Below are 24,309 nucleotides of genomic sequence, written 5' to 3' on the forward strand. Positions count from 1 at the left end.
CCAGCGGGCCCCCGCTCCGGGCGCGCCCGCGGCCCCGGCACCCGGTGCGGGAGCGCCCGGCGCGTCCGTCGTGCCCGCGGCGCCCGTCCCCGCCGCGGCGGCCCCCGCCGTGCCGTCGCAGCAGTCTCCGGCCGGCGCACCGGCCGGCCCCGACCGGGTCGTGCCCTGGAAGCCCCCCACCGTCGACCCCTTCCTCCAGGCCGCCCAGCGCCAGGCCCGCCCCGCCGGGCTCGGCCGGCGGCTGGCGGCGCGGCTCGTCGACGGCGTCGTCGTCGCGGCGGCGACCGGCGCGGTGGCCTACCCCTTCGTCGGCCGGAGCGTGGACCACATCCAGGAGCAGGTGGAGGCCGCCGAGCAGGCGGGGGTGACCCGCCAGGTCTGGCTGATCGACGGCACGACCGGCGTCTACCTGGCGATCGTGCTCGCCGCCTTCCTCCTCTTCGGCCTCCTCTACGAGGTGCTGCCGACCGCCCGCTGGGGCCGTACGGCCGGCAAGAGGCTGTTCGGCCTCACCGTGCTCGACATCGAGGGGCAGGACACCCCGTCGTTCGGCGCCGCGCTGCGCCGCTGGCTGGTCTACGGCCTGCTGTCGCTGGTGGGGATCGGCGTGGTGAACGCCTTCTGGTGCCTGGTCGACCGGCCGTGGCGGCAGTGCTGGCACGACAAGGCGGCCCGTACGTTCGTGGCGCGCGGCTCGGAGTAGCGGCACGGGGGGCGGGCGGGCAGCGCGGGCCCGGGAAACCGGCGGCGGCCCCTCATCGGCGGGGCCGTCCCCCCTTCCCGGCGTCCCCCGAATGGCACACGTCGGATGCGCGGCGGCCGGGGGCGCGGTGCACTCGGGCCATGAGGACGCAACAGCCGCGCCGTCCCTCCCCCGGCGGTCGCGGCGGACGGAGCGGGCCGCCCGGCCGCCCGGGTCGCACCGGCGGCCGTACGCACGGGAGCGTGCACGGACCCGCGGAAGAGGGAACCGCCGGAGCGGAAACCGCGGCGGAGGGTGCCGCCGGCTCCGCGTCGCGCGGGCGGGGGTCAGCGGCGCGACGAGGTCTGCGGCACGCGCCGTTCGGCTCCGCGCCGTTCGGGCGCGTCCGGCGCCGGAGAGGCGCGGTGCGCCGTGCGCCCGGCGGGAATCCCGGCCGAGACGAGCAGCCCGAGGGCGAGGGACGCGCACGCGACCACCACGACCTCGGTCCCCGAACGCGCCTGCGACACGAGCAGCATCACGAGGGCCGAGAGGACGACGGTGGCCGAACCGTAGACGAGCTGTGCGGGCTTCGGACGCGGCATGACGGATTCCGTCCTCGGGGGTCGGGAGTGGTCATCACTCGGCGGCGGTCGCGATCCGTCGAACGACTCTACGGTGTCGAATGCCCGTGCGGGACATCCGGTAAGCGTGACCTGACCCACCGCCACCGCCGTGCCGGTGCACAAGAGGCGCACGGAGTCACGCCGCGATCCCGGCGTCCGGCGCTCACCGATCCCGGACGTCCGGAATCTGCAACTGAACGGTCGCACACCGTACTTCTGTGGCGTGTTCAAATCAAGGTCTGTTTTTTCGGCCGCCGCTCATGTCGAATGCCTCCACACGTGTGCACGCACGTGCCATGGCCATGCATGGGGAGGGCAATACCTAGTGAAGAGCCAACGGAGGACCATCAGATCCGCCGCCCTGGCCACAACGGTCGCCGTGATCGGAGCGACCTTTCTGACTGCCGGCACCGCCTTCGCCGGCGAGGGCACCGCACCCGACGGCCGCGAACCGGCCGCCGCGGACCACGGTGACCACGCCGAGGCCGGGGGGCACCAGCACGGCAAGGCCAAGGACGGCAGGCACGTGGCCCACGACCTGCCCGGTCCGCTGACCAAGAAGCAGCGCTCCCAGCGTCTCGCGGCCCTGGAACGTCTGGCCTCCGGCGAAAAGCCCGTGACCAGGAACGGCACCAAGGTCATGAAGCTCGGCGACGAGAAGTACGTCGAGATGGAGCAGACGAAGACCGACAAGATCTTCACGATCCTCGTCGAGTTCGGCGACAAGGTCGATTCGCAGTACGGCGGCACCCCCGGTCCGCTGCACAACCAGATAGCCCCGCCCGACCGCGACGAGGACAACTCCACGCTGTGGAAGGAGGACTTCAACCGCGAGCACTTCGAGGAGATCTACTTCGGGGACGGCGAGGGCTCGCTCAAGACGTACTACGAGAAGCAGTCCTCCGGTAAGTACTCCGTGGACGGCATGGTCTCCGACTGGGTCAAGGTCGAGTACAACGAGGCCCGTTACGGCAACAACGCCTGTGGCGACAACGTCTGCAGCACCGTCTGGGACGCGGTCCGCGACGGTGTGAACAAGTGGGTCGAGGACCAGAAGGCCGCGGGCCTGAGCACCGACGAGATCGCCAAGCAGCTCGCCGAGTACGACCTGTGGGACCGTTACGACTTCGACGGCGACGGCAACTTCAACGAGGCCGACGGCTACATCGACCACTTCCAGTTCGTGCACGCGGGCGAGGACGAGTCGGCCGGCGGCGGCGCGCAGGGCGAGGACGCCATCTGGGCGCACCGCTGGTACGCCTACGGCACCGACTACGGCCGCACCGGACCGGGTTTCAACAAGGCGGGCGGCACCGAGATCGGTGACACCGGCATCTGGGTCGGCGACTACACCGTGCAGCCGGAGAACGGCGGACTGGGCGTCTTCGCCCACGAGTACGGCCACGACCTGGGCCTGCCGGACCTGTACGACACCAACGGCGGCGAGAACTCCACCGCCTTCTGGACCCTGATGTCGTCCGGCTCCTGGCTGAACAACGGCAAGGACGCCATCGGCGACTGGGCGGGCGAGATGACCGCCTGGGACAAGCTGTCGCTGGGCTGGCTGGACTACGACACGGCCAAGGCGGCCACCCGGTCCACCCACAAGCTGGGCGTCTCCGCCGCCCAGGGCGCGAACCCGCAGGCGCTGATCGTGGAGCTCCCCGAGAAGGAGGTCACGACCGAGGTCGTCGAGCCGGCCGCGGGCGCCAAGCAGTGGTGGAGCGGCAGCGGTGACGACCTGCGCAACTCCCTGACCCGCACGGTGGACCTGACCGGTGCCTCCGCCGCGTCGCTGGACCTTCGGGGCTGGTGGGAGATCGAGGCCGGCTACGACTACCTCTACACCCAGGTCTCCACCGACAACGGCGCCACCTGGACCGCCCTGGACGGCACCGCCAACGGCAAGCCGATCGGCCGCGACGCCAGCGGCACCCCGGCACTGGACGGCACCTCCGGCGGCTGGGCGGACCTGTCCTACCCGCTGAACGCCTACGCGGGCCAGAAGATCCAGCTCCGCTTCCACTACCGCACCGACGGCGGCGTGGCCGAGAAGGGCTTCACCGCCGACGAGATCACCATCACCGCCGACGGCGAGGCGATCCTCACCGACGGCGCCGAGGGCGACGACAACGGCTGGACCGCGGAGGGCTTCTCCCGCATCGGCGGGTCCTTCACCAACACCTACCCGCAGTTCTACATCGCCGAGAACCGGCAGTACGTCTCGTACGACAGGACGCTCAAGACCGGCCCGTACAACTTCGGCTGGCAGAACACCCGGCCGGACTGGGTCGAGCGCTACCCGTACCAGAACGGCCTGCTGATCTGGCTGTGGGACACCTCGCAGCTCGACAACAACACCAGCGTCCACCCGGGCGAGGGCCTGGTCCTGCCGGTCGACGCCCACGCCAAGCCGGAGAAGTGGTCGGACGGCACGCTGATGCGCAACCGCATCCAGTCCTACGACTCCACCTTCAGCTGGTACCCGACGCGCGGGCTGACCCTGCACAAGAACGGCGAAGCCGCAAAGATCGCCTGGAAGCCGGGCAACCCGGTCTTCGACGACCGCAAGGGTACGTACTGGTACGAGTCCAACCCGAGCGCGAGCGTGAAGGTGCCCGACACCAACACCCGCATCTCGATCGTCGGCCAGCCGCTGAGCGGCAAGACGATCACGGTTCAGGTCGGACCCTCCACCCGCTGAGGGACATCCGTTTCCGCAGGTCACTGCGGTGACGTGGTAGACGGCCGGCCGTCGCCCCCCGGTGGGCGGCGGCCGGCCGCGCCGAGAGCGCGCCCACCGGGCCTGTTGTTGACGTGTTGTATAACGGGGGAGTGATGAGCATGGCAGGAGGCGGCTGGGTCCGGCTGCCGGACGGCAGCGTGGTCGTGGCGCTCTCGGCGCCACGCCCGGGAGCCAGGGGGCAGCGCGTCCGCTTCCTGGTCCACTCCGCCAACCGCGCCCGCGCCCTGACCCGGCTGCGGAACCTGGGCCTGCGCGCGGTCTACCTGCGCGGCAACACCGAGCCGCCCACCCCCGACGAGATCAGCGCCGTGCTGCACCACCCCGACGGCCTGGTCTGGCGCCCGGCGCCGCACGACGGCGCCGGCTTCTGGCGGCCCGTGGGCGCCCTGCGCCGGGCCGCCGCGGGCTAGCGGCGGCCCGGGGGACGGCGGAACGTTCCGCCGCTCCCGCGGGACCGCTCGCGAAAGCCCTCTCAGGACTCCCGGAGCACCGGCTCGCCGGACAGCTCCACGCCCGCCCGGCGCATCTCCTCCAGCGCCAGCTCGGTCGTGTGCGCCGCCACCCCGGCCGTCATGCCGAGCAGCACCCGCGTGCGGAAGCCCTCGCGGGCCGCGTCCAGGGCCGTCGCGCGGACGCAGTGGTCGGTGGCGATGCCGACCACGTCCACCTCCGCGACCTCGTGGGAGCGCAGCCAGTCGGCGAGCGGGGTGCCGTTCTCGTCGGTGCCCTCGAAGCCGCTGTAGGCCGCGGCGTACGCGCCCTTGTCGAAGACCGCGTCGATCGAGCCGGAGGCCACGGCCGGGGCGAAGTTGGGGTGGAAGCCCACGCCCTCGGTCCCGGCCACGCAGTGCGCGGGCCAGGAGTACCGGAAGTCGGGGTTCTCGGAGAAGTGGTCGCCCGGGGCGACGTGGTGGTCGCGGGTGGCCACCACGTGGCGGTACCCGGCGGTCGCCTGCCCGATCAGGTCGGTGATGGCCGCGGCCACGTCGGCACCCCCCGCCACCGCGAGGCTGCCGCCCTCACAGAAGTCGTTCTGGACGTCTACGACGATCAGGGCCCGGTGCATGGTGCACACCTTTCGGCTGGATTGGCTGGAGTGGCTGATGTGACGGGGGTGGCCGGGACGGACGAACGGCCGGGACGGGTGGGGACGTGTCCGACCTTAGACACTCGGCGTCCGCCGCGGGAGTGCGCGGGCGCGTGCGGGCGAACCCGGAGGGCCGCGCGCGGGGAACACGGGGACGCGCGGGGAACGGGGCCGCGGGAGCGCGCCCCCGCCGCCCCCGGCGCGTTCAGACGTACTCCGTGGGCAGGACCGGCTCGCCGCGCGAAAGCTGCGTCGCCGACAGCGGCAGCCCGTCGCGGGCCCGTACGTGCCGCTCGCGGGCCGCGTCCAGCCGCTCGCGCGCCACGATCTCGCCGCCGCGGACCAGGTCCACCATCAGCAGCCGGTCCTTCAGCTCCCCGGGGACCTCCCCGGTGCCGACGACCTCCGCCTCCGCCACGCCGTCCGCGTCCAGCCGCCGCGCCGCCCACTTGACGCCGCCGACCGAGAGCTTCCCGCCCATCGACTTCTTGGCCACCGGGCGCAGCGGCGCCCCGGGATCGTCGGAGTCCGCGCGGGCCACCAGCTTGTAGACCATCGAGGCGGTCGGGTGCCCGCTGCCGGTCACGAGCTGGGTGCCCACCCCGTAGGCGTCCACCGGGGCGGCGGCGAGCGAGGCGATGGCGTACTCGTCCAGGTCGCTGGTCACGATGATCCTCGTGTCCCGCGCCCCCAGCTCGTCGAGCTGCTGCCGCACCCGGTGGGCGAGCAGCAGCAGGTCGCCGGAGTCGATGCGGACGGCGCCCAGTCCGGGGCCGGCCACCTCGACGGCGGCGCGGACGGCCTCGGCCACGTCGTAGGTGTCCACCAACAGCGTGGTGCCCCGGCCCAGGGACTCCACCTGCGCGGTGAAGGCGTCCCGCTCGCTGTCGTGCAGCAGGGTGAAGGCGTGGGCGCTGGTGCCGATGGTGGGGATGCCGTAGCGGTACCCGGCGGCCAGGTCGGAGGTGGAGGAGAAGCCCCCGACGTACGCCGCCCGCGCCGCGGCCACCGCCGACAGCTCGTGGGTGCGCCGGGCGCCCATCTCCACCAGCGGCCGTCCGCGCGCGGCGACGGCCATCCGGGACGCGGCGGCGGCGATGGCCGAGTCGTGGTTGAGGATCGACAGGATGACGGTCTCCAGCAGCACGCACTCGGCGAAGGTGCCTTCGACCCGCATGACCGGCGAGCCGGGGAAGTACACCTCGCCCTCGGGGTAGCCCCTGATGTCGCCGCGGAAGCGGTAGTCGGCCAGCCAGGCCAGGGTGGGCTCGTCCACCACGCGCCGCTCGCGGAGGAACTCGATGATCTCCGGTTCGAAGCGGAAGTTCGCCACCGCGTCCAGCACCCGCCCGGTCCCCGCCACCACCCCGTAGCGGCGGCCCTCGGGCAGACGGCGGGTGAAGACCTCGAAGACGGCGCGCCGGCCGGCGGTCCCGCCGCGCAACGCGGCCTGCACCATCGTGAGTTCGTAGTGGTCGGTGAAGAGAGCGGTCGACGGCACGGCGACCGGCAGCCCCAGGTCTGCTGTGTTCATGCGACGGATCCTAACCCCAATCTCGTCAGTTTGACGATATTCGGTGCGGGAGGCCACGGTGCTCCCGGCGACCTGTTTGCACGACCACCCGGTCCGGGTGGCAGCATGGAACCGTGAGCGACGACACGCACCGGACACCGACGCCCCTCGTCGCGCCCGCGCGGCACCGCGCCGCGGGCCGCGCCACCGCACCGGGCCGGGCGGCCGCGACCGCCCCCGGGCCGCGGAACGCCCACGGAGCCTCGGTGACGGTCGCCCCCAGCGAGGTCACGCGCCCGGAGTCGGGCGAGGCATCCTGGGCGGTGTCCGAACCGGACGTCCCGTGGGTCACGATCGTCCACAACGACCCGGTGAACCTGATGAGTTACGTGACCTACGTGTTCCAGACCTACTTCGGTTACCCGAAGGAGAAGGCCAGGAAGCTGATGATGGACGTCCACAACAAGGGCCGCGCGGTCGTCTCCAGCGGCAGCCGCGAGGAGATGGAGCGCGACGTGCAGGCCATGCACGGCTACGGCCTGTGGGCGACCCTCCAGCAGGACCGCTGATGCCCGGACTCTTCGAACCCGCGACCACCGTGCCCGGAGGCGCGGCCGTCGCGCTCGACGAGGTGGAGATCTCCATCCTGCGCAGCCTCGTCGTCCAACTCCTGGAACTGATCGGCCCCGGTCCCGGCGGCGAGCCGGCCGGCGGCACCGGGGACGCGGAGGACCCGCTGGCCGCGCTGATGGCCGAAGGCCCCAGCAAGCCCCCCTCCGATCCGGCGCTCGCCCGCCTCTTCCCGAACGCCTACGGCGGCCCCGGCGCCGAACCGGACGAGCGGACGCGGGCCGCCTCCGCGGAGTTCCGCCGCTACACCGAGAACGAGCTGCGCGCCCGCAAGCGCGAGGACGGCCTGGCCGTCGTGCGCTCCCTGGACGAACTCTCCCCCGGCGGCGACGGGGGAGCGGTGCTGGTCCTCGGCCCCGAGCAGTCGCGGCAGTGGCTCGGCGCGCTCAACGACCTGCGGCTGGCGATCGGCGCCCGCCTGGAACTCGCCGACGACAAGGACAGCGACGAGCTGTACAACCTGCCGGACGGCGACCCGCGCAAGCCGATCGCGATGGCGTACCTGTGGCTGGGCGCCCTGCAGGAGTCGCTCGTGGAGACGCTCACCACCTGAGCGGTTCCGCTCCGTTACGGAGAGTGGCCACGGTGTGTCCGGTATCCGGGCGTCGGCGCTCCTTCCTGTGTGTCCTCCGTCCGGTTTCGCCCTGAATCCCCGGCTGTGATGCGACCGTAATACGAACCTGTCGTCCGAGGCGCTGTGCGTCGATAGCGCAGCGTGGTAGGAACGTCCACACCGATTCCACCAGGACTCCGCACTCCGAGGCACATCGGACAGCACCACGTTCAGCCCTTTCCGGACAGCGGAGTCCGGAAGCCGTTTCGTCCGCCGCGCCATCCCGGCAGCCACCGTTGCCACCCGTCCCCGCAGCCGCACCAGCCAGAGGTGTCCCATGGCAGAAACCGCATCCTGGACCACCCGGGTAGACGAGGCGATCAGCGACTTCGCCGATCCCATAGCCACGCGACTGAGCGACATCGTGTTCTACACCATCCCGCTCGGCGACACCGAGTTCCCCTGGATCGTCGGATGGCTGGTCGTCGCCGGACTGGTCTTCACGGCCTACTTCGGTTTCGCCCAGGTCCGCCACCTCAGGACGGCCTTCAACCTGGTGCGCGGCAAGTACGAGCAGAAGGACGCCCCCGGCGAGGTGAGCCACTTCCGGGCCCTCACCTCCGCCGTCTCCGGCACCGTCGGTCTCGGCAACATCGCCGGCGTCGCCATCGCGGTCACCATCGGCGGCCCGGGCGCCACCTTCTGGATGATCCTCTGCGGCTTCCTCGGCATGGCCAGCAAGTTCGTCGAGTGCACCCTCGGCGTGAAGTACCGCGAGGTCCACGCCGACGGCACCGTCTCCGGCGGCCCGATGCACTACCTGCGCAAGGGCCTGGCCGAACGCGGCCTCGGCACCCTGGGCAAGGTGCTCGCGGCCGGCGCCGCCGTCGCGCTGATGTTCTTCGCCTTCTTCGGCGGCAACCTCTTCCAGGTCAACCAGAGCCTGGAGCAGCTCCAGTCCGTGACCGGCAAGGAGGACAGCGTCTTCGCCACCTCCGGCGGCGCCCTGGCCTTCGGCGTCCTGCTCGCCGTCCTGGTCGCCCTGGTCCTCGTCGGCGGCATGCGCTCCATCGGCGCCGTCACCAGCCGCCTGGTCCCGGCGATGGCCGTCATCTACGTCGGCGCCTGCCTCACGGTCATCCTGGTGAACATCACCGCGGTGCCGTCCGCCATCGCCACCATCTTCGAGGGCGCCTTCGCCCCCGAGGGCGTCGCCGGCGGCGTCATCGGAGCCCTGATCGTCGGCTTCCAGCGCGCCGCCTTCTCCAACGAGGCCGGCATCGGCTCCGCGCCGATCGCCCACTCCGCGGTCAAGACCAAGCGTCCCGCCACCGAGGGCGTGGTCGCGATGCTCGAACCCTTCATCGACACCGTCGTCATCTGCACCATGACGGCGCTGACCATCGTCATCGCCAGGACCCCGAGCTGGGAGGCGGCCCGCGAGGCCGCGGCGGACGGCGGCGCGCCGGAGTCCGGCGTCGCGCTCACCTCGGACGCCTTCGAGACCGTCATCTCCTGGTTCCCCTACGTGCTGACGGTCGCGGTCCTGCTGTTCGCCATCTCCACGATCATCACCTGGGGTTACTACGGCCTGAAGGCCTGGACGTACTTCTTCGGCCGCAGCAGGGCCAGCGAGACCACCTACAACGTCCTCTTCAGCCTGATCGTCGTCGCCGGCGCCCTGATGTCCCTGGGCTCCCTGGTCGCCATGGCCGACTCCGCCCTCTTCGCCGCCGCGGTGTTCAACATCATCGGCCTGTACATACTGGCGCCCGTCGTCAAGAAGGAACTCCGGAAGGTCATCGACTACACCCGCCGCAGGGACGCCGGCGAGACCGAGGAGCAGATCGAGGCCGACGAGGCCGGCGAGGTCGGCGGGGAGCCCTCGCTCGCCCAGCGGTGACCCCGCCGGACGGCCCCCGTCCCGCGGGAGCGCCCGTACCGCACCGCCGGGGCCCCGGCCGTACCGCGGACCGGTACGGCCGGGGCCCCGCCCGTCCGCTCTGCTTATGCTGTCGCCCATGCTGACCATCACCCAGGAGCTGCACGACAAGATCGTCGCGCACGCCCGGCAGGACCACCCCGACGAGGCGTGCGGCGTCATCGCGGGCCCGGCCGGCAGCGACCGCCCCGAGCGCTTCATCCCCATGCTGAACGCCGCCCGCTCGCCGACGTTCTACGAGTTCGACTCCGGGGACCTGCTCAAGCTCTACCGCGAGATGGACGACCGCGACGAGGAACCCGTCGTCATCTACCACTCGCACACGGCCACCGAGGCCTACCCCTCGCGCACCGACATCTCCTACGCCAACGAGCCCGGCGCCCACTACGTGCTGGTCTCCACCGCCGAGTGCGGCAACGACGAGGGCCCGGTCTCCTTCCGCTCCTTCCGCATCGTCGACGGCGAGGTCACGGAGGAGGAGGTCCGGATCGTCCCCGCCTACGAGGACTGAGCCGCGACGGCGGACCGGACCCCGGCCGGGACGCCGCGACACCAGGCGAGACGGCACGGTCCGCATCGTGACACGGCCATCGGGATCCGCGGTGGGGAATCGTTACGATGAGCCCATGGTTAACCACGACGTGAGCGAGAACCTCCCGGGCTCCTCCCCGGGCACGCTGCTCGTGGCACGCCTGCACGTCGACCTGTGCCGCCTCGCCAGCGCCGCCTGTCAGCGCTGCGCCACCGCCCGCGGCTGACCCGGGCGACCCGCGCGGCCCACCGGCCGTCCCGCGCACGTCCGCACGGCCCGCACGCTTCCCGCTTCTCCCGCCTCTCCCACAGGAGCACACCCATGGCCATCGAGGTCCGCATCCCGACCATCCTCCGCACCTACACGGGCGGCCAGAAGACCGTCGAGGGCAACGGCGGCACCCTCGCCGAGCTCTTCGAGGACCTGGAGACCCGCCACAGCGGCATCCAGGAGCGGCTGGTCGAGGGCGGCGAGCTGCGCCGCTTCGTCAACGTCTACCTCAACGACGAGGACGTCCGCTTCCTGGACGGGATCTCCACCAAGCTCAACGACGGCGACAGCGTGACCATCCTCCCCGCGGTGGCGGGAGGAGCCACGGCCGGGGGAATGCGCTGATGCGCTACGACTCCCCGCTCGCCGCGGTGGGCAACACCCCCCTGGTGCGCCTGCCGCGGCTCTCGCCGTCCGAGGACGTCAGCATCTGGGCCAAGCTGGAGGACCGCAACCCCACCGGCTCGGTCAAGGACCGCCCGGCCCTGCACATGATCGAGCAGGCCGAGAAGGACGGCAGGCTGACCCCCGGCTGCACCATCCTGGAGCCCACCTCCGGCAACACCGGCATCTCGCTGGCCATGGCGGCCAGGCTCAAGGGCTACCGCATGGTCTGCGTCATGCCGGAGAACACCAGCGAGGAACGCCGCCAACTGCTGGCCATGTGGGGCGCCGAGATCATCTCCTCCCCGGCCGCCGGCGGCTCCAACACCGCCGTGCGCGTCGCCAAGGAACTGGCCGCCGAGCACCCCGACTGGGTGATGCTCTACCAGTACGGCAACCCCGACAACGCCGCCGCCCACTACACCACCACCGGCCCCGAGATCTACGCCGACCTGCCCTCCATCACCCACTTCGTCGCTGGCCTGGGCACCACCGGCACCCTGATGGGCGCGGGCCGCTACCTGCGCGAGAAGGTCCCCGGCATCCAGATCGTCGCCGCCGAACCGCGCTACGACGACCTCGTCTACGGCCTGCGCAACCTCGACGAGGGCTTCGTGCCCGAGCTGTACGACGAATCCGTCCTCACCACCCGCTACTCCGTCGGCTCCGAGGACGCCGTCACCCGCACCCGCCAACTCCTCGCCGAGGAGGGCATCTTCGCCGGCGTCTCCACCGGAGCGGCGCTGCACGCCGCCATCGGAGTCGGCCGCAAGGCCCTGCGGGCCGGGGAGAGAGCCGACATCGTCTTCATCGTCGCCGACGGCGGCTGGAAGTACCTGTCCACCGGCATCTACACCGCGCCCTCCACCGAGGCCGCGGTCGAGGCGCTCCACGGCCAGCTCTGGGCCTGACCCCCGCGCCGCCGGCCTCCCGCCGCCACCGCGCGGCCGGGAGCGGCGGCGCCGGCCGCGGCCCCCGGGAACGACGCGGCCCCGGGCCCCGGGACCCGTCCCCCGCCCTGGTGATTCCGCCCACAACGGAGCTCCACGGAGGACCCACCGGCCCCCGTGCGCCGTACGCTCAGGTAACCCCTCTTCCCGGGCCACGGAGGTTCCTTCCCCTATGAAGCTCACCGTCGTCGGCTGCTCGGGATCGTTCCCGTCCGCGGAATCGGCCTGTTCGAGCTACCTCGTCGAGGCCGACGGCTACCGGCTCCTGATCGACATGGGAAACGGTGCCCTCGGCGAACTGCAGCGCCACTGCGGTCTCTACGACCTCGACGCCATCGTCCTCAGCCATCTCCACGCCGACCACTGCATCGACATGTGCGCGTACTTCGTGGCCCGGTACTACCGGTACGAGGGCGGACGCTGCGAGGCCATCCCGGTCCACGGCCCCAAGGGCACCGAACAGCGGCTGACCACGGCCTACGCCGACACCCCGTCCGACACGTCCATGAGCGAGGTCTTCGACTTCCACGACCTGGCCCCCGCGACCACCTTCCGGCTCGGACCGCTGACCATCCGCACCGACCTGGTGCGGCACCCGGTGGAGACCTACGGCTTCCGCGTCGAGCACAACGGCAGGGCCCTCGTCTACTCCGGCGACACCGGCCCCTGCGCCGCACTGACCGGCCTGGCCCAGGGCGCCGACCTCTTCCTGTGCGAGGCGTCCTTCACCGCCGGCAAGGAGGACCTCCCCGAACTCCACCTCAACGGGCGGGAGGCCGGAGAGGTGGCCGAGGAGGCCGGGGTCGAGCGGCTGGTGCTCACCCACATCCCGCCGTGGACCGACCCGCAGCACAACCTGCGCGACGCCCGGGCCGCCTTCGGCGGCCCGGTGGAGCTGGCCCGCCCGGGAGCCGTGTACGAGCTCTGACGGGGGTACACGGACCACCGGCGGCCGCCCGCGGAACCCCACGCCCCGCGGGCGGCCGTCGCGCGTTCCCCGCGCCGTCCGCGCCCCCGCATTCCCCGCGCCGTCCGTCCCTGCACCCCGTACGGGGCCTTTCCCGGCCCGGCGGCCTCCTCCTCCGGCTCCCGGCCCGGCGCGGGCAGGCAGAACCGGACGGTCGCGCAACGGAGGACGACGGAAGACGGCGTAGCACACCACCGCGAAGCACAGGCCCGGCAGGGCCGGCAGCCAGGGCCGCTCGGCGGTCCCCGGACCGAGCAGGAAGCCGATCGCGCCGGCCGCCGTCGGGAACTCGGCGACGCGGTCGGCGAGGGCCGGGAAGCCCTCCCGGCCGGGCACGTCCGCACGGCCCGGACGGGCCGTCAAAGCCGCCGCGGACAGCGCGGCGATCGGCGGCGTCAGGCTGCGGCCGATGCGCTGGGCCACCGCCATCGCCCCCGAACCGCGGCCCCTCCCCCCACCCTCGGCGGACACCGTGGCAGTGCCCGTGGTCACCGGCTTCCTCCCGGGCGGGCCGTGCGGTACGCATCACACAGCGGTTCGATCCGGTTTCGACACGAGCACGGTCCATGACGGCGCCGGAGTGCCGGGAGTGCCGCGGCGAACGAGGGGAGCGCCGGAACGCAGTACGCCGAACGCGCCCCCGCCCGCCCCCTTCCCGCCGGCGCGGCAAACCGGTATGGAGCCAGGGAGGGGCCGTGGAGATGCCTTCCCGCGGGCAGTGCATACCGTAGGTTGATGGACGAATCCGGGCGACAGGGGCCACCGGGGACCGGGACGGTCCCCGGCACGTCACCAGAAGGGCGAGAGGACATGGACGGCAGCGCAGACGGCAAGGCCGGCGGCAGCGCAGGCGGCAAGGCGGCCGGCAAGGCGGCCGGCAAGGCGGAGAGCATCGTCGCCGGACTCGGCGGCATCGACAACATCGTCGAGATCGAGGGCTGCGTCACCCGCCTCCGCACCGAGGTCGAGGACCCCTCCCTCATCGACGAGACCGCCCTCAAGGCGGCCGGCGCCCACGGCGTCGTCACGATGGGCACCGCGATCCAGGTCGTCATCGGCACCGACGCCGACCCCATCGCGGCCGAGATCGAGGACATGATGTGAACGCCCGCCGACACCCGCCGACACCCACCGGCACCCGCTGACATCCCCAGACACCGCGGCCCCGCGCTCCGCGCCCGCCCCACCCGTCCCGCTCCCGGCACGGGCCCCCGCCCGTGCGACTAGGCTCGCCACCATGTCTCGCATCGACGGCCGCACAGCCGAACAACTCCGACCCGTCACCATCCAACGCGGCTGGAGCAAGCACGCCGAGGGCTCCGTCCTCATCTCCTTCGGCGACACCAGGGTCCTCTGCACCGCCAGCGTCACCGAAGGCGTACCGCGCTGGCGCAAGGGCAGCGGCGAGGGCTGGGTCACCGCCGAGTACGCCATGCTGCCCCGCTCCACCAACACCCGCGGCGACCGCGAATCCGTCCGCGGCCGGATCGGCGGCCGCACCCACGAGATCTCACGCCTCATCGGCCGCTCCCTGCGCGCCGTCGTCGACCTCAAGGCCCTCGGGGAGAACACCGTCGTCCTCGACTGCGATGTCCTCCAGGCCGACGGCGGCACCCGTACCGCCGCCATCACCGGCGCCTACGTCGCCCTCGCCGACGCCATCGCCTGGGCCCGCGACAACAAGCTCATCAGGGCCAAGGCCCAGCCCCTGACCGGCACCGTCTCCGCCGTCAGCGTCGGCATCGTCGGCGGCACCCCCCTCCTCGACCTGTGCTACGAGGAGGACGTCAACGCCGAGACCGACATGAACGTCGTCTGCACCGGCGACGGCCGCTTCGTCGAGGTCCAGGGCACCGCCGAGGGCGAACCCTTCGCCCGCGCCGAACTCAACACCCTCCTCGACCTCGCCGTCGCCGGCTGCGCCCAGCTCGACGGCGTCCAGCGCCAGGCCCTGTCCGCGGAATGACGCCCCGGCGGCTCCGGGATGACGCCCCGTGAAACCGCGGCACCGCGGGGAACTTTGCGAGCGCTTTACGCGTCCTAGGAGGTACGGGCCGTACGGGTCGAGCCGTACGGCCCGTCCAGACAGACAGGCGTACGGCCGCCCACACAGAGAGGCCCCCATGCGTCACCGGACCACCCTCACCGCCCTCGTGTCCGCCGCCCTCGCCCTTCCCCTGCTGGGCTGCAGCGCCGTCGAGAACGCACTGGACTGCGCCAACACCGCCGTTGTCGTCGTCGACAGCGCCAACGCCCTCCAGCAGGCCGTCGCCGACGGCGTCGAGAACCCCGCCGAGGTGGACCAGTCGCTGGACCGCATCGACAAGAACCTCGACAAGATCATCGAGAACACCGACAACAGCGACATCACCAAGGTCGCCGAAGACCTCCAGCAGGCCGCCGACAACGTCCGCGAAGCCGTCGACCAGGGCAAGGCCCCCGACGTCGGGCCCGTCGTCGACGCCGCCGACGAGCTGTCCCAGGTCTGCACGCCCGGCTGAGCCGGGCGGCCGGCCGCCCGGACGACCGTCCGGCAGGGTTGGAAGGCCGCCCCGGGCGGATAATCGGTCCCCATGAGCAAGCGCCTGATCCTCGCCACCCGCAACGCCCACAAGATCACCGAGCTGGAGGCCATCCTCTCCGCCGCCGGCCTCGCCTTCGACCTCGTCGGCGCGGACGCCTACCCCGAAGTCCCGGACGTGAAGGAGACCGGCCTCACCTTCGCCGAGAACGCCCTCCTCAAGGCCCGCACCCTCGCCCAGGCCACCGGCGTCCCCGCCGTCGCCGACGACTCCGGCCTGTGCGTCGACGTCCTCGGCGGAGCCCCCGGCATCTTCTCCGCCCGCTGGTCCGGACGGCACGGCGACGACAAGGCCAACCTCGACCTGCTCCTCGCCCAGCTCGCCGACATCGACGACCCCCACCGCACCGCCCACTTCGCCTGCGCCGCGGCCCTGGCCCTCCCCGACGGGACCGAACGCGTGGTCGAGGGCCGCCTCCCCGGCACCCTCCGCCGCACCCCCGCCGGCACGGGCGGCTTCGGCTACGACCCCATCCTCCAGCCCGAGGGCGAGACCCGCACCTGCGCCGAACTGACCCCGGAGGAGAAGAACGCCATAAGCCACCGCGGCCAGGCGTTCCGCGCCCTGGCACCGGTGATCCGGGAACTGCTGGGCTGACGGCCGGCCCCGACGGGCCGGCTTCACCGACACCGTCCAACGGCGTCTTCCACCGACACCGCAGAAGGCCCGGCTCGATGAGCCGGGCCTTCGATTCCAAGGATTGTGCGGCCGGTGGGATTCGAACCCACACGGGGAAACCCCCACTGGGACCTAAACCCAGCATGACTGCCAGTTCCATCACGGCCGCCGACTGCGCTCCATCGTACCGGCTCGATCGCTCTCGGCGAGTCGCCGGTTACGCCGGCCGCCGTCGCTTCCGGCCGCACCATGTCTCAGTGATTGCGTGGCAGTTCGGGCACAGGTAGCGCAGGTTCTCGCGACGGTTGTCGCGCCAGTCCCCGTTGATGTGGTCGATCTGGAGCGTCATCGCCGCTCCCAGCCACTCGCCCCGGTTGCCGCACCGGACGCATCGGTACGGTACGCCGATCTCCTCCAGCGCCCGGCGCAGCCGGGCGTGGTTCGTGCGGGGTGCGCCCTCGGGGCGCATCCGCAGGACCTCGTCGGCGATCCGCCTCGGTGTCCTCGGCCGTGGCTCGCGCCGGGTACGCCGCTTGAAGTGCGAGGTGTCCAGTCCGAGCCGGACGGTCCTCCGGTGCACGCGCCGACGGTTCGCGTCGTTGACCGGGAGGCCCAGGGAGCGCATGACGTCGGCGTAGCCCGTGCTGTCCGCGACGGCCGCGCGGAGCGGCCCGTCGGGAACGGCGGTCCGGGCGTGGGAGAAGTGCGAGACGTCGACGCCCAGTTCGGTGAGCATGCGGCGCAGCGCCGCACGGGACCTGCCGTCGTCGGGAACGCCCAGGGCCCGTGCCAGGGAACGGACGCTGGTGGCCGCGGCAGCGGCCTCCCGCACGTCCTCGGGAGCCAACGGGAGGTCGGTCCGGGGCCGGTTCAGGGCGGGAAGATGGCTGGTGTCGATGCCGGCGGCGGCGATACGGCGCCGGATGTGGGAGAGCGTGCCCGTCGCGGGTGTCGCACCGAGCTTGGTGACGACCTCGCGCAGTGTGGTCGAACCCGCGACGGCCTCGGCGATCGCCGTATCGCTGTACTTCCGCCAGGGACTCTGGCGTTTGAAGTGTCCGGTGTCGATGCCGTATTCGGCGGCGAGCCTCTGGAGCGCACGGCGTCTTCCGCCGCTCGCCCCGACCTCCAGCGCACGCATGACGTCGGCCCACGTCGATGAACGGGCGACGGCGTCGGCGAGTGCCTCGCGGGTGTGGCGGACGGCCATGGCCCCTCCCCCTGCTTCCCCTGTGGTGCCCTGAGTGCCCCGGGCCCGCCGCGTTCGGTCGTGTGTCGCGGGCTCGTACAGGTCAACGAGTCCGGCGGGCGGTGGTCACGCAGGGTGTCCGGAGGAGGCCGGGGGAGGGGCGGCGCCGGTCAGAGGGCGAGGTCCTTGATCAGTTTGGCGACGTGCCCCGTGGCCCTGACGTTGTAGAAGGCGTGCTCGACCCTGCCCTCCTCGTCGACGACCACCGTGGAGCGGATGACGCCCGTGACCGTCCGGCCGTAGAGCTTCTTCTCGCCGAAGGCGCCGTACGCCTCCAGGACCTTCTTCTCCGGGTCGGCGACCAGGGTGACGCGCAGGTTCTCCTTCTCGCGGAACTTCGCGAGCTTCTCGGGGGTGTCGGGGGAGACGCCGATGACGTCGTAGCCCGCGCCGGCGAGGAGGTCGAGGTTGTCGGTGAAGTCGCAGGCCTGCTTGGTGCAGCCGGGGGTCATGGCGGCGGGGTAGAAGTAGACGATGACCTTGCGCCCGGCGTGGTCGGCGAGCGAGACGGGGTTGCCGTCGGCGTCGGGCAGGGTGAAGGCGGGGGCGGTGTCGCCGGGCTTCAGGCGCTCGCTCATCGGTGCTCCTCGGGACGGGGTGTGCGGACGGGGCGGTGTCGCCGTGTCGCTTCGAAAGCCTAGCCACGGTGTGTGGCAGGGGTGGCGCGGGGCACGGGCGGGGAGGAGCTGTCAAACTGTCGGGTAGCCGGTTCCCGGTACGCAACGGCCCGGGTGGGGCAGACGAGACGTACGAGACGACGGAGGCAGTGCGGTGTCGGAAGCCAGGACCCCCGCGGAGATCGAGGCGGCGATCGTCCGCAGGAGGCAGGACCTCGCCGCGACGCTGGACGAGCTGGCGGTGCGGGTGCATCCGAGGACGATCGCGGCTGACGCGAAGGCGAGGGCGGCCGCGGCCGTGGACCGCACGGCGGGCCGGGCGTACGTCGCGGTGAACCGCGCGGTGTCGGACGTGCGCGACCGGTTCGTGTCCGAGGAGGGGGAGCCGAGGATGGACCGGATCGTGCCGGTGGCGCTGGTGGCGGTCGGGGTGGCCGGGCTGCTGTTGGTGTCGGCTCGGCGTCGGCGTGCGTGAGCGGCTGAGATACGGTCGTACCGTGAGTTCCCAGACGTCCCACCACGACAAGCTACCCATCCGGATGCTTCATGACCGGGTGCTGGTCCGTACCGACAACCCGGAGGGCGAGCGCCGTTCCTCCGGCGGCATCGTCATTCCCGCGACGGCCGCGGTCGGCCGCAGGCTGAGCTGGGCCGAAGTGGTCGCCGTCGGGCAGAACGTACGGACGGTGGAGCCCGGTGACCGTGTGCTGTTCGACCCGGCGGACCGCGCCGAGGTCGAGGTGCGGGGAGTCGCCTACGTCCTGATGCGCGAGCGTGATCTGCACGCCGTGGCGGCGGAGCGGCTGCAGGGGTCCGAGGACTCCACCGGTCTGTACCTGTAGGCATCCGCAGGCGGTCGCGGGCACCCGTGGGTGTCCGCGGGTGCGGGCCCGGTCCGCGGGTGCGGGCCGGGCCCGCGGCGTGCCCGCGTGCGTCCGCAGTGCCTTGCGCGGAGCCTCACGGGGAGGGGCTGGTGGTGTGCCCGGGGGTCTCCGAGGCGTCCGGGGCGGGCTCGTCGTCGGCTCCGTCGTCCGGGGTGTCCGCGGGGGCCGGGTCCTGGTTCCGCTCCTCCGGCTCCCCGTCCCCCTCGGGGTTCTTGCCGTCCCCCTCGCCGTTCCGGCCGTCCCCGGCGCTCTCGTCGCCACTGCCGTCGCCACCGCCGTCCCCGCCCTCGCCGGCCGCGGGGTCCGGGGTGGGGCCGTCATCACCGCCGGTGGGGTCGCCGCTTCCGTCCGGTTCCTCCGGGCTGGGGGCGGCGGAGTCCCCGGGGTCGGTGACGGGGGTGGGGTTCTCCTCCGGTGACGGGCTGCCGGAGGGGGCGCTCGGGGAGGCGCTGGGCATCCGGTGCTTCCCGCCGGGTTCCAGGTCGAAGTCCCTGGCCGGGGTGGAGCGCAGGGCCTGGGCCGTGTACGCGGCCCAGATCCGGGCGGGGAAGCCGCCGCCGTTGACGCGGGGCAGTCCGGCGGCGCCGTAGAGGGACTTGTGGACGCCGGTGGCGGGGTCCTGCCCCATGACGGCGACGACGGTGGCCAGGTCGGGGGTGTAGCCCGCGAACCAGGCGGCGCGGTCCTCCTCGGCGGTGCCGGTCTTGCCCGCGGCGGGGCGGCCCGCGGCCCGGGCGGCGGTGCCGGTGCCCTTCTCGACGACGCCGCGCAGGACGACGGTGGTGGCGTCGGCGGTCGCGCGGGAGACGGCCTGCTCGGTGTCGGGCTCGGGGACCGGGACGCGTTCGCCGTCCCGGGTGATCCCCTTGACCAGGGTGTGGTCGACGCGCTTGCCGTGGTTGGCGAGGGTCGCGTACGCCTGTGCCATGTCCAGGGTGCTGGGGGAGGCGGTGCCGAGGGCGACGGAGGCCTGGGCGTCGGTCAGGCCGGGGGTGTCCTCGGGGACGCCGAGGGCGACGGCGGTCCGCTTGACCCTCTCCGGGCCGATGTCCACGCCCATCTGGGCGAAGACGGCGTTGACGGACTTGTTCATGGCGGTGCTGACGGGGATGTCGCCGTAGTCGGCGTCGTCCTCGTTGCGGGGCTTCCAGGTGGTGGGCCCGGCGGGGCCGACGACCGTGCGGCCGCTGGTGCCGTCGTACACGGTGTTGGGGCCGATGCGTTCGCCGTCGCGGGTCCTGGCGCCGTGTTCGAGGGCGGAGGCGTAGACGAAGGGCTTGAAGGTGGAGCCGGCCTGGTAGTCGCGGCGGGTGGCGTTGTTGACGAATTGGCGGGTGTAGCCGATGCCGCCGTACATGGCGACGACCTCGCCGGTGCGGGGGTCGATCGAGGTGCCGCCCGCGCGGACGTAGCCGTCCACCTCCCGGTCGTCGCTGAGCTGGGAGAGCAGTTCCCGTTCCACGGCCCCGACCAGCGCGTCCTGCTTGTCGCGGTCGATGGTGGTGGTGATCCGGAAGCCGCCCTGGGACAGTTGCCGCCGGTTGAGGATGCCCCGTTCGACGAGGTGCCTGTTGACGGCCTCGACCAGGTAGCCGCGCTGGCCGGACAGGCCGGTGGGGGGCTTGGCGGGGTCGGGGGTGGGGAAGGTCATGGCGGCGCGCTGGGAGGGCTTCAGCCAGCCTTCGGCGACCATGCCGTCCAGGACGTAGTTCCAGCGGGCGAGGGCGCGCTCCCTGTTCTGGGGGTAGGTGCCGACGTCGTAGAGGTTGGGGGAGTTGAGGAGGGCGGCGAGGTAGGCGCCCTCGGCGGTGGTCAGGCCGCCGGCGTCCTTGCCGTAGTAGGCCTGGGCGGCGGCCTGGATGCCGTAGGAGTTGCGGCCGAAGTAGCTGGTGTTGAGGTAGCCGGTGAGGATCTCGTCCTTGCTCACCTCGCGGTCGAGCTTGAGGGCGATGAAGAACTCCTTGGTCTTGCGGGTGAGGGTCTGCTCCTGCCCGAGGTAGTAGTTCTTCACGTACTGCTGGGTGATGGTGGAGCCGGACTGTTTGCCCTCGCCCCGGAGCATGTTCCAGCCGGCGCGGACCATGGCCTTGGGGTCGACGGCCGACTGGTGGTAGAAGTCCCGGTCCTCGGCGGCGAGTACGGCCTGGCGGGTGGTCCGGGGGATGTCGGCGAGTGTCACCTTCTGGCGGTTGACCGCGCCGTCGCGGGCGAGCTGGGTGCCGTCGGAGTAGAGGTAGACGTTGTTCTGGGCGGCGGCTGCGGAGTTGGGGGCGGGGATGTCCACGAGCAGGTAGCCGGCGAGGAAGCCGCCGGCGGCCAGCAGGACGACCAGGAGGGCGGCGCCCAGGACCATCCGCCAGGTGGGCAGCAGTCGGCGCGGGCCGGTGCGCGCCGGGCGTTCGTCGCTGTTCGGCTCCTCGCTCATGGCCGCAGGGCTCCTTGTCGTTGTGACTGCTTTCGAGCCTTTTTATCGTGGATAACCCCATGGGACACTTTCGCACCATATGCGATGCTCGGCGAGATCAGATCACACCTGCGGCGGTGCGCGGCGGACCCAAAGGGGGCGAACGGGCCCGCGGAGCCGCGGATAATCGCTGGCCGTCCCGCCGGGGAGTCACTAGGCTCGCACGCTCCGCCACCGCCCGGGAGGCCGCCGCCGGCCGCCGGGAGGGCGCGCACGGGGAAGTCCGCACACGGGAAGAGGAAGCCGGGGGCCGCCGGATGCACGTGTCCCGCCTCTACCTCGCCGTGGCGGGCGGGAGCTTCCGCCGCCACACCACCTACCGGGCGGCCACCGCGGCGGGGGTGTTCACCAACACCGTCTTCGGGTTCATCCTGTCCGCCACCTTCATCGCCCTGTGGACCGAGCGCCCGGGCCTGGGGGGATACGACCAGGCGCAGGCGCTGACGTTCGTGTGGACCGGGCAGGCGCTGCTGGCCGCCATGGCGCTGCTGGGCGGCGGCTTCCAGGAGGAGTTGCAGGAGCGCATCCGTTCGGGCGACGTGGTGGTGGACCTGTACCGTCCGGCCGACCTCCAGCTGTGGTGGCTGGCGGCCGATGCGGGGCGGGCCGCGTTCCAGTTGCTGGGACGCGGGGTGGTGCCGATGGCCGCGGGGGCGCTGGTCTTCCCGCTGGCGCTGCCCGCCGATCCGCTGGTGTGGGCGGCGTTCGCGCTGTCGGTGGCGCTGGGCCTGCTGGTGGGCTTCGCGGTGCGCTACCTGGTGGCGCTGAGCGCGTTCTGGCTGCTGGACGGCTCCGGGGTGAACCTGATCAGCGGCCTGCTGTGCGTGTTCTTCTCCGGGCAGTTGCTGCCGCTGACCGTCTTCCCCGGTGCGTTCGGCGAGGTGGTGCGCGTGCTGCCGTGGGCGGCGATGCTCCAGGTGCCCGCCGACGTCCTGCTGGGCGAGCACCGCGGGGCGGGACTGGCGGCCGCGCTGGCGTTCCAGGCGTTCTGGGCGGTGCTGCTGCTGGCGGCGGGGCGCGCGGTGCAGTCCGCCGCCGTGCGCAAGGTGGTGGTGCAGGGTGGCTGAGACCGGGGCCGGTGCGGAGCCGGACGCCTTCGCGGGACGGATGGCGCCGCTGCGGCAGGGGCTGCGGGCCTACGGCCTGATCGCGGCGATGTGGGTGCGCTCGACGCTGGCCTACCGGGCGTCCTTCGCACTGATGGTGACGGGGAACCTGCTGGTGAGCGGGCTGGAGTTCGTCAGCGTCACGATCATGTTCTCGCACGTGGACGTGCTCGCCGGGTTCACCTACGCCGAGGTGGCGTTCCTGTACGGGACGACCACCACGGCGTTCGGGATCGCCGACCTGCTGCTCGGCTCGCTGCAGCGGATCGGCGGCCGGGTCCGGGACGGGACGGTGGACACGCTGCTGGTCCGCCCGGCGCCGGTGCTGGCCCAGGCCGCCGCCGACCGCTTCGCGCCGCGCCGGGTGGGGCGGGTCGTCCAGGGGCTGGGGGTGCTCCTGTGGTCGCTGACGCGGGTGGAGGTGGACTGGACGCCCGGCCGGGCGGCGCTGGTGGTGGTGATGGTGCTCGGCGGGTCGGCGATCTTCGGGGCGCTGCTGGTGGCGGGGGCGGCCTTCCAGTTCTGGGCGCAGGACGCCTCGGAGGTGCAGAACGCCTTCACCTACGGCGGCAACGTCCTGCTGCAGTACCCGCCGGCCGTCTTCGCCCGGGAGCTGGTGCGCGGGGTGACGTTCGTCGTCCCGCTGGCCTTCGTCAACTGGCTGCCGGCGCTGCGGGTGCTGGGCCGGGACGACCCGCTGGGACTGCCGGGGTGGGTGGACCTCGCCTCGCCGGCGGTGGCGCTGGTGTGCTGCGCGCTGGCCGGGGCGGCGTGGCGGGCGGGGCTGCGGGGCTACCGGAGCACGGGGAGCTGAGACGGGGGTGACAGGCGTGACGGCCGGACGGGAGGCGGATGTGGACGGCGGTGCGGGCGGTGGTTCGGACGGCGGTTCGGGCGACCGCGGGGACTTCATCGAGCTGGACGGGGTGGAGAAGGTCTTCCGGGTGCGGCGGCGCACCGGGCGCTGGCGCCGCGAGGTGCGGCAGGTGCGGGCCGTGGACGGGATCTCCTTCCGGGTGCCGCGCGGTGCGATGGTCGGCTGCATCGGCCCGAACGGGGCGGGGAAGTCGACCACGATCAAGATGCTGACGGGCGTGCTGACGCCCAGCGGCGGCCGGATCAGGGTGGCGGGCATCGACCCGTCCCGGGAGCGCACCCGGCTGGCGCGGCGCATCGGCGTGGTGTTCGGGCAGCGCACGACGCTCTGGTGGGACCTGCCGCTGCGCGACTCGTACGCGCTGGTGCGGCGGCTGTACCGGGTGCCCGGGGCGCGCTGGCGCGCCAATCTGGAGCGGTGCGTGGAGCTGCTGGAGCTGGGCGCCCTGCTGGACGTCCCGGTGCGGCAGCTCTCGCTGGGCCAGCGGATGCGCGGCGACATCGCCGCCGCCCTGCTGCACGACCCGGAGGTGCTGTACCTGGACGAGCCGACGATCGGGCTGGACGTGGTCAGCAAGGCGAAGGTGCGGGGGTTCCTGCGGGAGGTCAACGCCGAGCGCGGCGTCACCGTCCTGCTCACCACCCACGACCTGACGGACATCGAGCAGTTGTGCGACCGGGTGGTGGTCATCGACCACGGCCGTCTGGTCCACGACGGCGGGCTGGCGGACCTCCACCGGATCGGCGGCAGCGAGCGCACGCTGGTGGTCGACCTGGAGCGGGAGGCGCCGCCGCTCCGGGTCGAGGGCGCGCGGACGGTGCGGGTGGAGGGCCCGCGGCAGTGGCTGGCCTTCCCGGCGGACGCGAGCGCGGCGCCGCTGGTGGCGCGGATCGCCGCGGAGCATCCGCTGGTGGACCTGTCGGTGCGCGAGCCGGACATCGAGGACGTCATCGCGCGGATGTACGCGCGGGGCACCGCGGCCCCGGGAGCGGGCCGGGAGCCGGACCCGGTGTGAGCCCCCGGGGCGGTC

The 24,309-nt window shown here is 72.6% G+C and carries 26 protein-coding genes and 1 tRNA gene; 20 read left to right on the forward strand and 7 right to left on the reverse strand.

Annotation, left to right across the window (positions count from 1 at the left end; translation table 11 throughout):
• Positions 1-703 (forward strand): RDD family protein (locus VE546_RS15620; RefSeq protein WP_324922676.1); only part of this gene is annotated, 703 nt, incomplete at its 5' end.
• A 326-nt stretch (positions 704-1,029) separates the two neighbouring features.
• Here the strand turns inward: VE546_RS15620 and VE546_RS15625 are convergent.
• Positions 1,030-1,287 (reverse strand): hypothetical protein, encoded by a 258-nt coding sequence (locus VE546_RS15625; RefSeq protein ID WP_324922678.1) that lies wholly within the window; start codon positions 1,285-1,287, stop codon positions 1,030-1,032.
• A 346-nt stretch (positions 1,288-1,633) separates the two neighbouring features.
• Between VE546_RS15625 and VE546_RS15630 the strand changes: the two genes are divergently transcribed.
• The gene (locus tag VE546_RS15630) at positions 1,634-4,012 is read left to right on the forward strand and encodes an immune inhibitor A domain-containing protein (RefSeq protein WP_324922680.1); all 2,379 of its coding nucleotides are present in this window, start codon (positions 1,634-1,636) and stop codon (positions 4,010-4,012) included.
• Positions 4,013-4,152: 140 nt separating this feature from the next.
• Positions 4,153-4,464, forward strand: a complete 312-nt coding sequence (locus VE546_RS15635) for a hypothetical protein (protein ID WP_324922723.1) — start codon at positions 4,153-4,155, stop codon at positions 4,462-4,464.
• A 62-nt stretch (positions 4,465-4,526) separates the two neighbouring features.
• Here the strand turns inward: VE546_RS15635 and VE546_RS15640 are convergent, their stop codons facing one another.
• Positions 4,527-5,120 carry an isochorismatase family protein gene (locus VE546_RS15640; RefSeq protein WP_324922682.1) on the reverse strand — a complete coding sequence of 198 codons (594 nt, stop codon included), beginning with the start codon at positions 5,118-5,120 and terminating at the stop codon, positions 4,527-4,529.
• 226 nt (positions 5,121-5,346) lie between these two features.
• Entirely contained in the window at positions 5,347-6,675 is a 1,329-nt protein-coding gene (locus tag VE546_RS15645) for a nicotinate phosphoribosyltransferase (protein WP_324922684.1), read from the reverse strand.
• Positions 6,676-6,920: 245 nt separating this feature from the next.
• Between VE546_RS15645 and clpS the strand changes: the two genes are divergently transcribed.
• From clpS to rdgB, 12 genes are all read left to right on the forward strand, one after another.
• Positions 6,921-7,223 (forward strand): ATP-dependent Clp protease adapter ClpS, encoded by a 303-nt coding sequence (gene clpS, locus VE546_RS15650; RefSeq protein WP_324922724.1) that lies wholly within the window; start codon positions 6,921-6,923, stop codon positions 7,221-7,223.
• The gene (locus tag VE546_RS15655; RefSeq protein ID WP_324922686.1) at positions 7,223-7,837 is read left to right on the forward strand and encodes a DUF2017 domain-containing protein; all 615 of its coding nucleotides are present in this window, start codon (positions 7,223-7,225) and stop codon (positions 7,835-7,837) included. Before clpS ends, VE546_RS15655 begins: the two co-directional genes overlap by 1 nt.
• A 337-nt stretch (positions 7,838-8,174) precedes the next feature.
• Entirely contained in the window at positions 8,175-9,740 is a 1,566-nt protein-coding gene (locus tag VE546_RS15660; protein WP_324922688.1) for an alanine/glycine:cation symporter family protein, read from the forward strand.
• A 118-nt stretch (positions 9,741-9,858) separates the two neighbouring features.
• A complete protein-coding gene (locus VE546_RS15665; protein WP_324922690.1) occupies positions 9,859-10,290 on the forward strand; it encodes a M67 family metallopeptidase in 432 nt (143 codons plus the stop codon).
• 115 nt (positions 10,291-10,405) lie between these two features.
• On the forward strand, positions 10,406-10,537 hold the full coding sequence (locus VE546_RS15670) for a putative leader peptide (RefSeq protein WP_324922692.1): 132 nt from the start codon (positions 10,406-10,408) through the stop codon (positions 10,535-10,537).
• 95 nt (positions 10,538-10,632) lie between these two features.
• Positions 10,633-10,926: a MoaD/ThiS family protein gene (locus tag VE546_RS15675; RefSeq protein ID WP_324922694.1), complete on the forward strand. Its 294-nt coding sequence runs from the start codon at positions 10,633-10,635 to the stop codon at positions 10,924-10,926.
• On the forward strand, positions 10,926-11,876 hold the full coding sequence (locus VE546_RS15680; protein WP_324922696.1) for a cysteine synthase: 951 nt from the start codon (positions 10,926-10,928) through the stop codon (positions 11,874-11,876). Before VE546_RS15675 ends, VE546_RS15680 begins: the two co-directional genes overlap by 1 nt.
• Before the next feature lie 211 nt (positions 11,877-12,087).
• Positions 12,088-12,843 (forward strand): MBL fold metallo-hydrolase, encoded by a 756-nt coding sequence (locus VE546_RS15685; protein WP_324922697.1) that lies wholly within the window; start codon positions 12,088-12,090, stop codon positions 12,841-12,843.
• A gap of 849 nt (positions 12,844-13,692) precedes the next feature.
• Entirely contained in the window at positions 13,693-13,986 is a 294-nt protein-coding gene (locus VE546_RS15690) for a PTS glucose/sucrose transporter subunit IIB (RefSeq protein WP_324922699.1), read from the forward strand.
• A 133-nt stretch (positions 13,987-14,119) separates the two neighbouring features.
• Complete coding sequence (gene rph / locus VE546_RS15695) at positions 14,120-14,848, forward strand: ribonuclease PH (RefSeq protein WP_324922701.1); 729 nt, start codon at positions 14,120-14,122, stop codon at positions 14,846-14,848.
• A gap of 157 nt (positions 14,849-15,005) precedes the next feature.
• Positions 15,006-15,383: a hypothetical protein gene (locus VE546_RS15700; protein ID WP_324922703.1), complete on the forward strand. Its 378-nt coding sequence runs from the start codon at positions 15,006-15,008 to the stop codon at positions 15,381-15,383.
• Positions 15,384-15,455: 72 nt separating this feature from the next.
• Positions 15,456-16,061 (forward strand): RdgB/HAM1 family non-canonical purine NTP pyrophosphatase, encoded by a 606-nt coding sequence (gene rdgB, locus VE546_RS15705; RefSeq protein WP_324922705.1) that lies wholly within the window; start codon positions 15,456-15,458, stop codon positions 16,059-16,061.
• Positions 16,062-16,167: 106 nt separating this feature from the next.
• On the opposite strand, the gene VE546_RS15710 is transcribed toward rdgB, so the two are convergent.
• The 3 genes from VE546_RS15710 to bcp all read right to left on the reverse strand — a co-directional run bounded on the left by VE546_RS15710 (position 16,168) and on the right by bcp (position 17,909).
• Positions 16,168-16,251: transfer RNA gene (locus tag VE546_RS15710), tRNA-Leu, on the reverse strand.
• 48 nt (positions 16,252-16,299) lie between these two features.
• Positions 16,300-17,292 carry an HNH endonuclease gene (locus tag VE546_RS15715; protein WP_324922707.1) on the reverse strand — a complete coding sequence of 331 codons (993 nt, stop codon included), beginning with the start codon at positions 17,290-17,292 and terminating at the stop codon, positions 16,300-16,302.
• A gap of 149 nt (positions 17,293-17,441) precedes the next feature.
• Positions 17,442-17,909, reverse strand: coding sequence for a thioredoxin-dependent thiol peroxidase (gene bcp, locus VE546_RS15720; RefSeq protein WP_324922708.1), 468 nt, complete (start codon positions 17,907-17,909; stop codon positions 17,442-17,444).
• A 193-nt stretch (positions 17,910-18,102) separates the two neighbouring features.
• Between bcp and VE546_RS15725 the strand changes: the two genes are divergently transcribed.
• Positions 18,103-18,423 carry a DUF3618 domain-containing protein gene (locus tag VE546_RS15725; protein WP_324922709.1) on the forward strand — a complete coding sequence of 107 codons (321 nt, stop codon included), beginning with the start codon at positions 18,103-18,105 and terminating at the stop codon, positions 18,421-18,423.
• 64 nt (positions 18,424-18,487) lie between these two features.
• Positions 18,488-18,790 (forward strand): co-chaperone GroES, encoded by a 303-nt coding sequence (locus VE546_RS15730; RefSeq protein WP_324922726.1) that lies wholly within the window; start codon positions 18,488-18,490, stop codon positions 18,788-18,790.
• Positions 18,791-18,905: 115 nt separating this feature from the next.
• Here VE546_RS15730 and VE546_RS15735 read toward each other — a convergent pair whose 3' ends face one another.
• Complete coding sequence (locus VE546_RS15735; RefSeq protein WP_324922710.1) at positions 18,906-21,257, reverse strand: transglycosylase domain-containing protein; 2,352 nt, start codon at positions 21,255-21,257, stop codon at positions 18,906-18,908.
• A 296-nt stretch (positions 21,258-21,553) separates the two neighbouring features.
• Between VE546_RS15735 and VE546_RS15740 the strand changes: the two genes are divergently transcribed.
• Genes VE546_RS15740 through VE546_RS15750 form a run of 3 tightly spaced genes read left to right on the forward strand, consistent with a single transcriptional unit; the run spans position 21,554 to position 24,294 of the window.
• Entirely contained in the window at positions 21,554-22,363 is an 810-nt protein-coding gene (locus VE546_RS15740; RefSeq protein ID WP_324922712.1) for an ABC transporter permease, read from the forward strand.
• Between the two features lie 40 nt (positions 22,364-22,403).
• A complete protein-coding gene (locus VE546_RS15745; RefSeq protein ID WP_324922727.1) occupies positions 22,404-23,216 on the forward strand; it encodes an ABC transporter permease in 813 nt (270 codons plus the stop codon).
• 40 nt (positions 23,217-23,256) lie between these two features.
• Positions 23,257-24,294 carry an ABC transporter ATP-binding protein gene (locus VE546_RS15750; RefSeq protein WP_324922728.1) on the forward strand — a complete coding sequence of 346 codons (1,038 nt, stop codon included), beginning with the start codon at positions 23,257-23,259 and terminating at the stop codon, positions 24,292-24,294.
• Positions 24,295-24,309: the final 15 nt, after the last annotated feature.

It is taken from the genome of Streptomyces sp., from assembly GCF_035644915.1.
In the GTDB taxonomy this organism is placed as follows: domain Bacteria; phylum Actinomycetota; class Actinomycetes; order Streptomycetales; family Streptomycetaceae; genus Streptomyces.